The sequence below is a fragment of the Alkanindiges hydrocarboniclasticus genome, from assembly GCF_001982605.1.
Classification (GTDB): Bacteria; Pseudomonadota; Gammaproteobacteria; order Pseudomonadales; family Moraxellaceae; genus Alkanindiges; species Alkanindiges hydrocarboniclasticus.
On the sequence record NZ_MLCN01000024.1, the window covers coordinates 17,084 to 31,072 of the forward strand.

13 protein-coding genes and 6 tRNA genes are annotated in these 13,989 nt (G+C 45.0%); 6 read left to right on the forward strand and 13 right to left on the reverse strand.

Features of this window, described 5'->3' with window-relative positions:
- Positions 1–21 precede the first annotated feature (21 nt).
- From BKE30_RS09925 to BKE30_RS09955, 7 genes are all read right to left on the reverse strand, one after another.
- Positions 22–447 carry a DUF4124 domain-containing protein gene (locus BKE30_RS09925; protein ID WP_076878454.1) on the reverse strand — a complete coding sequence of 142 codons (426 nt, stop codon included), beginning with the start codon at positions 445–447 and terminating at the stop codon, positions 22–24.
- A gap of 278 nt (positions 448–725) precedes the next feature.
- A tRNA-Val gene (locus tag BKE30_RS09930) sits at positions 726–801 on the reverse strand.
- A 131-nt stretch (positions 802–932) separates the two neighbouring features.
- Positions 933–1,009, reverse strand: a tRNA-Asp gene (locus BKE30_RS09935).
- A 112-nt stretch (positions 1,010–1,121) separates the two neighbouring features.
- Positions 1,122–1,198, reverse strand: a tRNA-Asp gene (locus BKE30_RS09940).
- 34 nt (positions 1,199–1,232) lie between these two features.
- Positions 1,233–1,308, reverse strand: a tRNA-Val gene (locus BKE30_RS09945).
- A gap of 298 nt (positions 1,309–1,606) precedes the next feature.
- Entirely contained in the window at positions 1,607–2,098 is a 492-nt protein-coding gene (locus BKE30_RS09950; RefSeq protein ID WP_076878455.1) for a L,D-transpeptidase, read from the reverse strand.
- Positions 2,099–2,393: 295 nt separating this feature from the next.
- Complete coding sequence (locus BKE30_RS09955) at positions 2,394–2,831, reverse strand: YbaN family protein (protein WP_076878456.1); 438 nt, start codon at positions 2,829–2,831, stop codon at positions 2,394–2,396.
- A gap of 357 nt (positions 2,832–3,188) precedes the next feature.
- On the opposite strand from BKE30_RS09955, the gene argG reads away from it, so the two are divergent.
- Positions 3,189–4,529 (forward strand): argininosuccinate synthase, encoded by a 1,341-nt coding sequence (argG, locus tag BKE30_RS09960; RefSeq protein ID WP_076878457.1) that lies wholly within the window; start codon positions 3,189–3,191, stop codon positions 4,527–4,529.
- Between the two features lie 68 nt (positions 4,530–4,597).
- Here the strand turns inward: argG and BKE30_RS09965 are convergent, their stop codons facing one another.
- Positions 4,598–5,854, reverse strand: a complete 1,257-nt coding sequence (locus BKE30_RS09965; RefSeq protein WP_076878458.1) for a GGDEF domain-containing protein — start codon at positions 5,852–5,854, stop codon at positions 4,598–4,600.
- Positions 5,855–6,036: 182 nt separating this feature from the next.
- Here BKE30_RS09965 and pyrC point away from each other — a divergent pair, with 182 nt between their 5' ends.
- From pyrC to BKE30_RS09980, 3 genes are all read left to right on the forward strand, one after another.
- Positions 6,037–7,071, forward strand: a complete 1,035-nt coding sequence (gene pyrC, locus BKE30_RS09970) for a dihydroorotase (RefSeq protein ID WP_076878459.1) — start codon at positions 6,037–6,039, stop codon at positions 7,069–7,071.
- Positions 7,068–7,721, forward strand: a complete 654-nt coding sequence (gene rnt / locus BKE30_RS09975; protein ID WP_076878460.1) for a ribonuclease T — start codon at positions 7,068–7,070, stop codon at positions 7,719–7,721. Before pyrC ends, rnt begins: the two co-directional genes overlap by 4 nt.
- 114 nt (positions 7,722–7,835) lie before the next feature.
- Positions 7,836–7,911, forward strand: a tRNA-Glu gene (locus tag BKE30_RS09980).
- 342 nt (positions 7,912–8,253) lie between these two features.
- Here the strand turns inward: BKE30_RS09980 and BKE30_RS09985 are convergent.
- The 3 genes from BKE30_RS09985 to BKE30_RS09995 all read right to left on the reverse strand — a co-directional run bounded on the left by BKE30_RS09985 (position 8,254) and on the right by BKE30_RS09995 (position 11,111).
- The gene (locus BKE30_RS09985) at positions 8,254–9,219 is read right to left on the reverse strand and encodes a TerC family protein (RefSeq protein WP_076878464.1); all 966 of its coding nucleotides are present in this window, start codon (positions 9,217–9,219) and stop codon (positions 8,254–8,256) included.
- Between the two features lie 345 nt (positions 9,220–9,564).
- Positions 9,565–9,753, reverse strand: coding sequence for a DUF475 domain-containing protein (locus BKE30_RS09990; RefSeq protein WP_319822928.1), 189 nt, complete (start codon positions 9,751–9,753; stop codon positions 9,565–9,567).
- Between the two features lie 98 nt (positions 9,754–9,851).
- The gene (locus BKE30_RS09995; protein WP_076878465.1) at positions 9,852–11,111 is read right to left on the reverse strand and encodes an NADH:flavin oxidoreductase/NADH oxidase family protein; all 1,260 of its coding nucleotides are present in this window, start codon (positions 11,109–11,111) and stop codon (positions 9,852–9,854) included.
- Positions 11,112–11,374: 263 nt separating this feature from the next.
- Here BKE30_RS09995 and BKE30_RS10000 point away from each other — a divergent pair, with 263 nt between their 5' ends.
- Both BKE30_RS10000 and BKE30_RS10005 read left to right on the forward strand, forming a co-directional pair.
- On the forward strand, positions 11,375–12,772 hold the full coding sequence (locus tag BKE30_RS10000) for an amino acid permease (protein WP_227518387.1): 1,398 nt from the start codon (positions 11,375–11,377) through the stop codon (positions 12,770–12,772).
- A 94-nt stretch (positions 12,773–12,866) separates the two neighbouring features.
- Positions 12,867–12,939, forward strand: a tRNA-Arg gene (locus tag BKE30_RS10005).
- Between the two features lie 44 nt (positions 12,940–12,983).
- Here the strand turns inward: BKE30_RS10005 and BKE30_RS10010 are convergent.
- Both BKE30_RS10010 and BKE30_RS10015 read right to left on the reverse strand, forming a co-directional pair.
- On the reverse strand, positions 12,984–13,424 hold the full coding sequence (locus tag BKE30_RS10010) for a hypothetical protein (protein WP_076878462.1): 441 nt from the start codon (positions 13,422–13,424) through the stop codon (positions 12,984–12,986).
- Positions 13,425–13,646: 222 nt separating this feature from the next.
- A complete protein-coding gene (locus BKE30_RS10015) occupies positions 13,647–13,805 on the reverse strand; it encodes a hypothetical protein (RefSeq protein WP_227518388.1) in 159 nt (52 codons plus the stop codon).
- Positions 13,806–13,989 lie beyond the last annotated feature (184 nt).

Genomic DNA, 13,989 nt, shown 5'->3' on the forward strand with positions numbered 1-13,989 from the left:
CCAAATTCAACTTTAGCTGTATTATTTGCAGGCATTCATATTGTGCGTCAGCGTTTCCACCATGGTTCGCGTGTCTTTGTTACAGGTCACAATTGCAGTGCCATCTTCCAGACAATACTTGAGTACCGACATATTCCCCGTTCGCGTATCCGACAAAACCTTATAGCCTTTACGAACAAACATGCTTTTCATAATGCCCTGAAAAGCTAGGCATCGGTCATATTCCATTGGAGTAGTTTTATTGGTGAGGCCTGATGAACTCATCACCTTTTGGGCTGAAGGCTTGGCCGATAATGCACCAGTTTTACTTTTTGAAGTGGCTTCTACCGCACAGGGCGCTTCCTGATAAGTAGTGCCTTTGCTGGTGGTACATTTATAGACAGTACTGGCTTGGGCAGCCTGAGCCAGCCACAATAATCCTGCCACCCCTAAAAAACTTGCCTTCATAGGAAACTCCCTTTCTATTATTTGTTCACTGCAATATATTTTTAAAGGCATTGGCCTGGGATAAAAACAGAAAATTACTTATTTCCCTTCCTACAGACTTATTGTCGCTGATATACCCAATATCATTAACTATAGCTAAAAATATTTCTCACATAAATTAAATAAGTTAAATAAAATAAATTTTTGTGTTTATGAATAAAAGTAGCTTTGGAAATTCATCCTAATAAACAAAAAACCGCACTAAAAAGCGCGGTTTCATTTTATTTACAACTTTAACATGGTGGGCGTTGACGGACTCGAACCGCCGACCCGCTGCTTGTAAGGCAGCTGCTCTACCAACTGAGCTAAACGCCCTGAGGAAGAATCAAAGCACTGCTTTGATTTTGATACAAGACAAGCAAATTGCGTAGTCTATATATCCATCATCAGTCTGCTACTCAAAATTTCGAGCGCAAGAACAAATCCAGGATTTGCTTAGAAATAAATGGCGCAGCGGACGGGACTCGAACCCGCGACCCCCGGCGTGACAGGCCGGTATTCTAACCGACTGAACTACCGCTGCGTTATCGCGACCAATGGGGTAAACTGGTGCGTTTGAATGTTTACTTGCATTCAGTCAAGTGCTTGTTAAAAGCATTGTCACCTTGGGATAACGCCCTCTGAATCAGAGGAAATGGCGCAGCGGACGGGACTCGAACCCGCGACCCCCGGCGTGACAGGCCGGTATTCTAACCGACTGAACTACCGCTGCATCGCGTTATTTTTACATAACAACAACTTTAACATGGTGGGCGTTGACGGACTCGAACCGCCGACCCGCTGCTTGTAAGGCAGCTGCTCTACCAACTGAGCTAAACGCCCTGAGAAGTTTTAAAGCAGTGCTTTAAAATTTCGCAAGTCAGGCATACAAACTCAAATGAATTATAACGCCTGCACAACATTACAAAGCTAGGCTTCATCGCGTTGTGGGGTGCATTATAGAGAATCTAGGTAAGCTGTCAAACGCTTTTCAGCTTTTTTTGAAATTTTGCAGCTGATTGTCCAAAAATTGGCTAATCCAGCTTAATCTGGTGTATATTTGAGCTTTTTGAAGCGCTATATATACAATATACAAGCAGTTTTTGTATTTAGCATTTAATGGTCAAATTAAATGCTGCAATTAATCATCAAGTTGCTCAAAAATATCTACGCGTATGCCTACCTCTACCAGATCAAATAATTCGATAATATCGCTATTGCGCATGCGAATGCAGCCATGTGAACGCGCTATGCCCATCGGTTCAGTGTCTGGTGTACCATGGATATAAATATAGCGGCTGTGGCTATCACAGCCTGCGCCTTGATTAAATTGTGGTTCAATGCCATACAGCCACAAAATGCGGCTCAAAATCCAGTCGCGCTGGGGATACTGTGCTGCCAGTGCATCGGTATAAATTTCACCCGTCGATACACGGCCCACAAACACACTATTAATTGGTTGATCAGTGCCAATCTTGTCGCTGATTAGATGCTGGCCACGGGGTGTGCAGCCGCTTCCTTCCTGCTCCCCTACACCATTCAGTGCGGTTGAAATAGAATAGCTGCGTTTGACATTACCGAAAAAATGCAGTTGCTGGGTGGAAATATCCACCTGAATATAAGGCTTGGACATGGCGCTAAAATATAAACCTGAGTGACAAGGTAAACTGCTTAAAGCCTAGCATGCAGGCAGGCTGATTTGGAATTGAAAGTTCGCATGGAAAATTTAGGATTGAAAGTTTGAGTTCAATGGTTTAACAAAGGCTTGCTGATTTTTGCTTAATGGCGCATTAACCTCATCCTGTTTATGCTCGATAACTATGATTCACTTGTATTAATGACTCTTTGCCCAGCTTACGCAGGGATTCAATCTTTAAGCATGCTCATTTAGTCAATCCTCGCGCAATAACCTTATATTTATTCCAAGTTTATGGTTTCAGCTTAGTTGGTGTGTCCGGATTGGTTTTGGCTGGGGCAAGTACCATGAGTTCATATTTGGGTTCGGGACGTGTCCACATCCATACAGCCACCAGCAGCATGATACCATCCGTAAAAATTTTTACCCAGAATGGCGCATTGGTAAACCACATCAGGCTACCACTTGCCAGCATCATTAATGTAGCAATGACCTTGGCCTTGCGTGGAATGGTTTTATGCGCACGCCACTCACGAATCAGGTGACCATATTTGGGATGATTGGTTAGCCAGTGATCCAGTGCTGGCCAGCCTTTGGATGCTGCCCATGCGGCCAGAATTAAAAATACGGTGGTTGGCAAGCCCGGCAACAGGACACCTACAAATGCCAGTATTAAAAAAATAATGACCAGACTGCGCCAGAATAGATTCCGCCAAAACAAAGTACGCATTTTTTACTGCTATATCAGCCCAAGGTATTTAAGGTCAAATTAAAACACTGACTCTGTACGCTCAAGTATAGTCTAATTTCAGCGTAAGTTATTTTTGTCACCATCGCTGCTTAAAAACCGCTAAACATTTGAACTTTGTTGATTAATTTTATGACTTGGTTACATATACCAAGTTTGCACAGCCAAAGCTGTCTTTAGCCAGCAACCTCACAGCACTTTGTCAGACTACACTGTGTTTAAGATTATTTTTCGTAAAAACAGTTGAATGAAAAGTGATATAATGCGGCCAATGGCTAATACAAACTCACCAAGACTACCTTAAACGGGTGTCTTTTTTTTATGACGTTAGGATTCGCAATGTCTGATAATGCAACAATCTTGCAGCATGTACCGGTAGGCAAAAAAGTTGGTATTGCTTTCTCTGGTGGCTTGGATACTTCGGCAGCTTTATTGTGGATGAAGCAAAAAGGCGCAGAGCCGTATGCCTATACCGCAAATCTGGGTCAGCCTGATGAAGATGACTATGAGGCCATTCCCAGAAAAGCAACCAGCTATGGTGCCGTCAAAGCGCACCTGATTGATTGTCGCTTACAGCTTGCACTTGAAGGCATTGCTGCTATCCAGTGTGGTGCATTCCACATTAGCACGGGTGGCGTTCCTTATTTTAATACTACCCCACTGGGTCGTGCAGTAACCGGCACTATGCTGGTCACTGCCATGAAAGAAGATGACGTCAACATCTGGGGTGATGGCTCAACCTATAAAGGCAACGACATTGAGCGTTTTTACCGTTATGGCCTGCTGACCAATCCTAGCTTAAAAATCTATAAGCCGTGGCTGGACCAGACTTTTATTGATGAATTGGGCGGCCGTGCCGAAATGTCGCAGTTTTTGATCGACAACGGCTTTGACTATAAAATGTCCAAAGAGAAAGCCTACTCCACCGATTCCAATATGCTGGGTGCCACCCACGAAGCCAAAGACCTTGAATACCTCAATGCCGGCATCAAGATTGTTGAGCCGATTATGGGGGTGGCCTTCTGGAAAGATGACGTGGTTATTAAGCCAGAAGAAGTGACTGTGCGCTTTGAAGAAGGCATGCCAGTTGCCTTAAACGGCCAGACCTTTAGCAATCCGGTTGAACTGATTCTGGAAGCCAACCGTATTGGTGGCCGTCATGGTCTGGGGATGTCAGACCAGATTGAAAACCGGATTATTGAAGCAAAATCACGCGGCATCTATGAAGCGCCGGGCATGGCATTACTGCACATTGCCTACGAGCGTCTGGTAACGGGGATTCATAACGAAGACACCATTGAGCAATACCGCATGAATGGCCTGCGTCTGGGTCGCCTGCTGTATCAGGGCCGCTGGTTTGATTCGCAGGCGCTCATGCTGCGTGAAACTGCCCAGCGCTGGGTGGCTAAAGCCATTACCGGTGAAGTGACGCTGGAACTACGCCGTGGCAATGACTACACGATTATGAATACTGAATCGCCTAACCTGACCTATGAAGCTGAACGCCTCACCATGGAAAAAGGTGATTCCATGTTTAGCCCAATGGACCGTATTGGCCAGTTGACCATGCGCAATCTGGACATTACCGATACACGTGCCAAGCTGGGCGTTTATACGCAGGCTGGTTTGCTTTCGATTGGTCAGGGTTCTGCCATTCCACAGCTTAAAAACAAAAAATAAGTTCTTTTTATAATAATAATAACCCTCTTAAAGCCGGTTTAATCATCCGCTTTAAGAGGGTTTAATTTTTAGTGTGTTTCACCAAACACCCGCACCAGATGGCGTCCATCTGATTTCGCCTGATAAACCGCTGAATCAGCCTGCGCAATCAACTGGGTTTCTGTCATGTCTGCCTCACCCGTCCAGGTGGCTACGCCAATGCTTAAGGTCAGGTATTTACCAGTGAGTGAAGCACTGTGCTCAACCTTTAAAGAATCTACAGCTTTCATAATATTGTTGGCAACGACTTGCGCACCACTGGACGGTGTATTGGGCAATAGCAGAATAAACTCCTCGCCGCCATAACGCGCTGCCATGTCCGAACTACGGCGCATATGGTTTTTCAGCACCTCAGCTACTTTTACCAGTGCATCATCACCTTTAAGATGGCCATAGGTATCGTTATAATTTTTAAAGCAGTCAATATCGACAAACACCAGCGACAATGGCTCACCAGAACGATCTGCCCGATCCCATTCGGTATGGATGGCTTCATTAAAATAGCGGCGGTTATACAGGCTGGTGAGCGGGTCTTCATTGGACAGCCGGATTAATTCATTGCTCATCAACTTGGAATGCAGCTTGTCCAGCTCCAGCAGGCGGGCTTGCAGGAAACTGATACGTTCCTTGCCAATAATACTTTGGCTAACAAAGAATCCAATAAAATTACTGAATATGACCGAATAAAAATAAATCATGGGATCAAACTTGATTCCCATTACCCATAACAACGGAAGCGGTAACAACCCTGCAATCAGGCAGGTAATCCACAACAGTAAAGGGCGAGTGCCAGTAAGGAAATAAATCAGCATGTAGACAAATACTACAATGTAACCACCTTGCTGGGTGAGGCGTGGCTCCTCATACTGCACAGTTAAAAAACTGGTAAAAAAAATGCCGACAAAGCTAACCCCAATAATAAAACGCTGAAAGTACGGCGTTAAACCGGGAATACTGGCAATGACTGGTAAGGTTGCCAGACATACTGCGCCATTTAAATACATGAGAAACCAGATGAGGATGTCATGCAGGCGATGGCTTTCATCAGCAATCAGGTAAATACTGGGAAACGTGATTAATCCAACCACAATATAAATCAGCACTCCCAGCGTGGCAATATTGCGGATCATTTGCAGTGAGCGCTGGGCCAGTGATTGCCAGAACAGGGTTTCAAGGCTCTCTGGAAAAGGGCGGCTAATCCGCCGGCGGTCTGCCAGCAGCTTGCGTATAAACTGGTCCTCTTGAAGGGTTTCCTCGGGCAAGGCAGCGGTAGCAGTTTTACTCACTTAAGTTCTCGTTTTATACACGTTAATACAGCAGCCATCACATGTTCCCTATGTGAAATTGATATTTGAGTGTTTTATTCAAATATTGGTTCACACTATCAAGACTAGATATCTTCCTGCAAGTCATTCCGTCATTTCGATAATTGAATTATCATTGGGTTTTTAAGCAATGATGTTGACCCTTGAATACTCTTACCATCACCCGTCCTGATGATTGGCATATTCACCTGCGTGACGGTGCTGCACTTGCGCATACGGTGCCAGCCGCTGCCCAGCATTTTAACCGACTGATTTGCATGCCAAATCTGGTTCCGCCAGTTCGTACCGTTGAGGAAGCGGCGGCCTATCGTGAACGTATTCTGGCCCATGCCCCACAAGGGATAGCCTTTGATCCGCGCATGGTGCTGTACTTTACCGATCAAACCCCAGCTTCTGAAATTGCCAAGGCCAAGGCCACCGATTTCATGCAGGCTATCAAGCTGTACCCAGCGGGTGCCACCACCAATTCACAAAATGGGGTGAGTGACATTCGTAAAGTATATTCGGTTATTGAACAGCTTGAAGAGCACCAGTTCCCGTTATTGCTGCACGGCGAAGTCACGCATAGCCATGTGGACATCTTTGACCGTGAAAAACGCTTTCTGGATGAAGTACTGGCCCCGATGCTGCGCCAGTTCCCCAAGCTCAAACTGGTGCTTGAACATATTACTACCAGTGAAGCGGCGCATTTTGTACTGGAGCAGGGCCGTAATGTGGCAGCAACCATTACCCCGCAACATTTACTGTTTAACCGTAACCACATGCTGGTTGGTGGAGTGCGCCCGCATTTTTACTGCCTGCCGATCTTAAAGCGTCAGAAGCACCAGACCGTGCTGATGGAAGTGGCAACCAGCGGTAATCCCAAGTTTTTTCTGGGCACTGATAGCGCCCCGCATGCACAGGACAAAAAAGAAAATGCCTGTGGTTGTGCCGGTTGTTATACCGCACCGATTGCCCTGCAACTGTACGCCGAAGCCTTTGAACAGGCTGGTCGCCTGGACAAGCTGGAAGGTTTTGCCAGCCACTTTGGGGCAGATTTTTATGGCCTGCCACGCAATACTGACACCATTACCCTGATTAAACAGGATTATCAGGTGCCAGCTTCGTATCCTTATCTGGATAATCAGGCTTTGGTGCCGTTACGTGCCGGTGAAACCCTGCCGTGGAGTGTTCAATGACCACGCCAGTGGATACCCTGCCGGTAATTGGCCAGCGCTTTCGTGGCTTTTTGCCGGTGGTCGTGGATGTCGAGACTGCGGGTTTTAACGCGCAAACCGATGCATTGCTGGAAATTGCCTGCATCCCCATTATTTATAATGAAGCAGGCCAGTTTATTCCGGGTGAAGCCCTGCATGCACATCTTCATCCGTTTGAAGGTGCACGGCTGGACCGTCGCTCACTGGATTTTACCGGTATTGACCCATACAACCCCATGCGCATGGCCATTGCTGAAGATGAAAAGATGGCATTGAAGCGCATTTTTAAGCGCCTGACTGAAATTCGCCGCGAACAAGGCTGCACCCATTGCATTCTGGTGGGCCATAATGCCCATTTTGATCTGGGTTTTTTGCAAGCTGCGGTAGCGCGTACCGGCACCAAAAACCAGACCCCGTTTCATAGTTTCTCGGTGTTGGATACCGTAACCCTGGGCGCCATTGCCTATGGGCAAACTGTACTGGCACGTGCCTGCCGTGCAGCCAATATTGAGTTTGATGGCAAGGAAGCGCACTCTGCACTGTATGACACGCAAAAAACAGCCGAACTGTTTTGTCATATTTTGAACAGTTGGCCACAGATGCTGCTTGACACCTCAGAGCAGAATCCCTAATATGTGCGCACGCCTGAGACGCGCTAAGAAATGTGAAACATTTCAGCGTCGCAACACAAATAGCCATGCTATTTGAATAAATGTTAAATAAACATTTAATTTCAGGTCGGCCTCGTCCCTATCGTCTAGAGGCCTAGGACATCGCCCTTTCACGGCGGTAACCGGGGTTCGAATCCCCGTAGGGACGCCATATTCGATTTCGCTGTCTGTCAGGATGGCAAATCAGCAAAAAGCCCAGTCAATCATGATTGGGCTTTTTGCTTTTTAGCAGTTTGAGTTGCACCTTTTGTTCCTGTTGTTATTACCTTCCGCATATGGGCTATTTGAGGGTATCTAACACAATTGGAATATGCCGTATGGCCTCAATCCAACAATGCGCTTAGCCAAAACAGTGTGCTGTGTTATGACTGCTGTATACAGCAGTTGCGCCACTAGCAGTTTAAATTACCGGGCCTGCTCGGTAGGCTGTGTACTGCCTGTGGCAAAGCCCGGTTCATTATCCTAATTTTTATTGTGCAATTCTAACGTTGTGTTAAACCTGCGCCTCAGGGTTATTTTTGGCATATTGCCATGACAGCCATGCGGTAATGGCCAGCACCACACCAATAAACCCTAGCGATGCCGCAATAGGCACGTGGTATACATCCAGCAACAGCATTTTAATACCGATAAACGTCATGATCACGCCAAGGCCATACGGTAAATAATGCATCTTGGCTGCCGCACCTGCCAGCAGGAAAAACATGGCACGCAAGCCTAAAATGGCCAGCAGGTTAGCCGTCAGTACAATAAATGGATCAGTCGTCACTGCAAAAATGGCCGGAATGGAATCCACTGCAAAAATAACATCCGAGAACTCAACCAGAATCAGTACGACAAACAACGGAGTTGCCCACAGCAAGCCATTTTCCCGTACAAAAAACTTGCCTTCGCGCAGGGTTTGGGTAATGCGCATGTGACCACGTAGCCACTTAAGCAGCTTCATGTTTTCAATATCAGCGTCGTCATTATGGCCGCCTTTCAAAAACTTAATGCCGGTATAGACCAGAAACGCACCGAATAAATACAAAATCCACGAAAACTCCTGAATCAGCCAGGCACCGGCAAAAATGAAAATCGTGCGTAAAATAATGGCACCCAGTACGCCATACAGCAGCACGCGACGCTGCAATGCGGGTGGTACTGCAAAGGCTGCAAAAATCATAAGCCAGACAAATACATTATCAATAGCCAGCGATTTTTCCAGCAAGTAACCAGTTACGAATTCAAGAGTTTTCTGGTTTGCAATGGCAGCACCCGCTTCACCATTCAAATACCACCACAATCCACCTGCAAACAGGCCAGACACGCCCACCCACGCGGCACTCCACAGCGCCGCTTGCCGGATAGGCACCGGTTCATTGTCTTTTTGCTTAAAGCCCAGAAAGTCAATCAGTAGCATAACCGCCACGATTGCAAAGAAAATGGCATAGAGCCAGGGATTACCAATGGATTCCACAATAATTCTCCAGTTTAGACAGCAGGCCCTATATTCAGGAAATAAAAAACCCTGACCTGCCGTCTGATCAATTAAGTCAAACAACATGAGTCAAGGTCTTGCCTATACTGTCAAACCAAAGCATTTTGCTTTGTCTACAATACCCATCTACCGACTTTATGGCTATGTTACAGGCTCATAAAGTGTACTGACGATAGATGGCGTCGGTGAGGCTACTCCCCTTGTGCAGCAAGTGCATTGGTTCACACTATGCCGCAATAATCTGTAAATGCATTTTGGCATAGTTGCTTAAGGCGAGCAACACAGAGCAGCCCGTTAGCTTAAGCCAGTCTTTAAAATGATGAATTAATTTGCTGAATCAGGGTTGGCATGGCACTCATAAACAACGGAAGCCAACAATAACCAGCCAATAAATGCCACGCCAATTATGCCGGTTACCAGCTCTGCAATATGGAAATGCACTGACATCAGCATGATGATTGCCAGTGACTCAATAGGAAGCCCGCATAACAAGACTGCACGCAGAATAGCCAAAGCCTATTGCAAAATGCAGTTCCAAAAATAAAAACGGTACTTTAAAAGCACCGTTTTATTGACTCAAGATTACATACAGTTTTGGTTAAACCAAATTATCAGGCACGTAAACGGGTACGGCGTTGCAGCACTGCCTTGATATTACCACGCGCATAATTGGCCAGTACCAAGAGCGGGCTCAGATTTGGCTTGGGTTTTTTGCCCTGACCAATGGCCTTGAACTGCGCGGCATACCAGATCACTTCCATTACTGCCATTTTGTCCAGCATCGGCAGACCGGTTTTAATTGGTTTAACCGCATAACGCACGCTGGGGTTACCGGACAGCAGATGATCCGGTGCATCGGTTTCTACTGCCAGCGGACGGGCCATACCAATAAAGTCACAGGCACCACTTTGCAGGGCACTATCCATACCCTGACGGGTTCTAAAGCCACCGGTTACCATCAGGGCTGTTTTTACCTCCTGACGGATTTTTTCAGCAAACTCAAGGAAATAGGCTTCACGTTCTAATGTGCTTTGCTTAACTTGCTCACCTTGTTTTTTGCGCTTAGCACCGGCCATGGCAGGCGCCTCGTAAGTACCGCCAGAAATTTCAATAAAATCGATACCTTCTGCATCAATGGCCCGGAACACTGCCATCGCATCTTCTTCGGTAAAACCACCGCGCTGGAAATCTGCTGAATTAAGTTTCACACTAACAATAAAATTGTCGCCGGTTTGCTGACGTACTTCTTTATAAACTTCCAGCAAAAAGCGCATGCGGTTTTCAATACTGCCGCCCCATTGGTCTGTGCGCTGGTTAGTAAGCGGTGACAAAAACTGGCTAATCAAATAACCATGCGCGCCATGCAGTTGCACTCCTTCAAAGCCAGCCTTTTTGCAAATGCGGGCGGCATTGCCAAAGCGCTTGATAATGTCCAGAATTTCGGCTTCGGTGAGCGCACGCGGTGTACCAAAAAAAGTAGACAATGCCGGGCTAAAAGGAATGGCCGATGGTGCAACGGTTTCCTTGTTCAGGCCTTTCGGGCACTGGCGACCCGGGTGCGACAGTTGCACAAGCTGGATCATGTTGTACTGTTTACCAATATTGGCCCACTGGGTCAGGCCAGCCAGATCATGCTCATCTTCAATAGCCACGACACCGGGTTCATTCTTGGCATTGATATCCACCATCACATTGCCGGTAATGGAACAACCCAGCCCACCCTGTGCCCAGGTTTCATACAGCTTCAAATGCTTGTCGTTTACTTCACCAGCTTTATTGGCAAGGCCCTCGCTCATGGCACCCTTGATAATACGGTTCTTAAATTCAAAGCCCTGCAAGCTATAAGTGCTTGCAATCGTGGTGGTATTCATTGATGTATTTTTTGCACTGGTGGTCATCATTATCTCGCTGTTATGTTAATGCCCGACAGTCGGGTCTGTTACAGGTGTATTGACTGGGTCTGATTGTAGAGTGTTTTTTATTTTTGACAATACTTCATGTCAAAACTGTAGCGTCACGATTGGGAAGCGCCACAGTATAGCCACCTTGCAAAAGTGTACTGTTTAACTGCCTTCAATCTGTTTATCATAACAGCTTAATGACCTGTCCTTTTTGTACATTCTCAGGAATTCATGTGAGTAACTCCCCTGCACCACAGCTTAAGCGTGGTTTAAAAAATCGTCACATTCAACTGATTGCCATGGGCGGCGCAATTGGTACTGGCCTGTTTCTGGGTTCAGCCGATGTCATTGCCTCTGCTGGGCCGTCAGTGATTCTGGGTTATGCGATTGGCGGCCTGATTGCTTTTTTGATCATGCGCCAGCTGGGTGAGATGATTGTCCATGAACCCGTGGCCGGGTCGTTTAGCCATTTTGCCTATCAGTACTGGGGCAAGTTTCCGGGTTTTCTGGCTGGCTGGAACTACTGGATGCTGTATATTCTGGTGGCCATGGCCGAGCTGACCGCCGTAGGAAAATACATTAATTACTGGTGGCCACAAATTCCATCGTGGTTGTCGATCCTGTTTTTTTACCTGATTATTACTGGCATTAATTTAACCAATGTAAAATTTTATGGAGAGTCCGAATTCTGGCTGGCCATCATTAAAGTCGCTGCGGTTATTTCCATGATTGTGTTTGGCTGCTATCTGCTGCTCACCGCGCCTACTGATTCAATTTCGCATTTTAGCAACCTGTGGAGCCATGGCGGGTTTTTCCCCAATGGCTTTGATGGCCTGTTTTATATGCTGGCGTTTATCATGTTTGCCTTTGGCGGCATTGAACTGATTGGCATGGCTGCTGCCGAAGCCGATGACCCGCAAAAAACCATTCCCAAGGCCATCAATCAGGTAGTGTACCGGGTGCTGATTTTCTATATTGGCTCGCTCACGGTACTGCTGTCGTTAGTGCCGTGGAACCAGTTGGAAATTGGCAGTCTGGACAAAAGCCCGTTTGTGATGATTTTTAGCCAGCTTGGCATTGGCTGGGCCGCCAACCTGCTGAATTTTATTATTTTAACAGCCGCGTTATCGGTGTATAACAGCGGTATGTACGCCAATAGCCGCATGTTGTATGGTTTGGCCAAACAGGGCAACGCACCCAAAATGTTCTTAAAAGTAAACCGTCAGGGTGTGCCAGTTATGGCAACTTTGCTCTCTGCCGGACTGATTTTTGGTTGTGTGCTGTTAAATTACTTTGTGCCGGAAAAAGCCTTAAGCCACCTGATGTATATTGTGATTGGTGCGCTGGTGCTAAACTGGGCCATGATTAGCCTGACGCACCTGAACTTCAGGAAATTTATGCAACGCAACAGTATTAGCACTAGCTATCCAGCACTGTTTGCCCCGCTAAGCAACTGGTTGTGTCTGGGGTTTGTGCTGCTGGTGCTGTATATCATGTGGCAAAAGGGTTTTCAGGAATCGGTGATTATGATTCCGGTATGGATTGGCCTGATGTATGTACTGTTTAAAACGCTTGGCTTAAATCAAAATTTGAATCAGCATTCAGAGCAGAATGACCAACCGCCACACTAAAATTTGCCTTAAATACGGCAAGATGGCTGAAAAACGCTGAGTTTTATGGTTTAATTCCGCCCTTAGCATTTGCAAGTCACTAATGTTAATTAATACGCCCTTAGCTTAACTGGATAGAGCAGTTGCCTCCTAAGCGACCGACGTGGGTTCGAGTCCCGCAGGGCGTACGATATTTAAAAAGTCTAAAAAAGACTTCATTAGAATTTTCAAATTAATCAGGCTGAGTTCCAAAAAACATCTCACCTTCAAAGGTAAAGCAAAAGCACCATTTATAATCTGTGCTTAGAAAATAATGATGTTGGGGTATATCTAAAATATAATTTAAACAGCTCATTATTACTTCTACGCTACCAGTTATTGCAAAATTAATAGCGCTATCCCCTATCCATATTAAATCTTCACTTAAATAATATTTCTCAGTTATTAATGTAAAAAATTCTATAAAACCCTTTAGTTGCTTATTGCTATTTCCTTCATAATTCTTCTCAACCACCTGCAATCTATCCCAATCAATCCGATTATGCTTTACTGGATAATGTTGTTCTAATTTTAAAAAATAAGGTTCGCTGCTGCCTAATATATGTAGTTCAGAAGAAGAAATTTTATTTTCTAAATCAACTAATAGATTTTTTTCAAAATAATTTAAGCTCATTGATTCCCTTCTCATAAAAAAATTATTTCTTCTAATGTAAAAATTATTTTAAATATAAATTAATATCTTCAAAGCATCCTCAACTGTTCCTGCTATTTTTGGAAATTCAATGCTTTACTTTTTGATGCATCAATTACTTTTCTTTTATCCAAGCACTTATGAATTCTTGCAATGCGCCCTAAACATATTACTGTTATTGACACTATCGCTAAGGCTTTATTTTCAAGAAAATTCATACAAATCATACTGCCAATCGTTTTCACCATATAAAACCAATGCTAATAAAGTATTTGTAACCTCTTTCTCATCTGTAGAGCCAAGCATTTGCGTTAAGTTTAATTCATTTACTTTAATAATTCCTTGGTATAAGAATGCTTCCATTGGCTTATCCTTAAACTCCATATACTGAAATTCCATCAGCTTTATCTTGAATATTTATTTCAAGAAATTTTATCACTATAGACAATAGCTTTAAAATTTCATTTTTATACGATTCAAAATTTTCTACCACTTCTTTTGTAATGCCTTTGAACATTAAATGAATATGTTGAGAAGGTAAAAAAGT

Excerpts from the sequence above, each read along its gene's own strand:
- BKE30_RS09925 (WP_076878454.1), bottom strand. The coding sequence starts at position 447 with ATGAAGGCAAGTTTTTTAGGGGTGGCAGGATTATTGTGGCTGGCTCAG.
- BKE30_RS09950 (WP_076878455.1), bottom strand. The coding sequence starts at position 2,098 with ATGTCCAAGCCTTATATTCAGGTGGATATTTCCACCCAGCAACTGCAT.
- BKE30_RS09955 (WP_076878456.1), bottom strand. The coding sequence starts at position 2,831 with ATGCGTACTTTGTTTTGGCGGAATCTATTCTGGCGCAGTCTGGTCATT.
- argG (WP_076878457.1), top strand. The coding sequence starts at position 3,189 with ATGTCTGATAATGCAACAATCTTGCAGCATGTACCGGTAGGCAAAAAA.
- rnt (WP_076878460.1), top strand. The coding sequence starts at position 7,068 with ATGACCACGCCAGTGGATACCCTGCCGGTAATTGGCCAGCGCTTTCGT.
- BKE30_RS09995 (WP_076878465.1), bottom strand. The coding sequence starts at position 11,111 with ATGAATACCACCACGATTGCAAGCACTTATAGCTTGCAGGGCTTTGAA.
- BKE30_RS10010 (WP_076878462.1), bottom strand. The coding sequence starts at position 13,424 with ATGAGCTTAAATTATTTTGAAAAAAATCTATTAGTTGATTTAGAAAAT.
- BKE30_RS10015 (WP_227518388.1), bottom strand. The coding sequence starts at position 13,805 with ATGGAAGCATTCTTATACCAAGGAATTATTAAAGTAAATGAATTAAAC.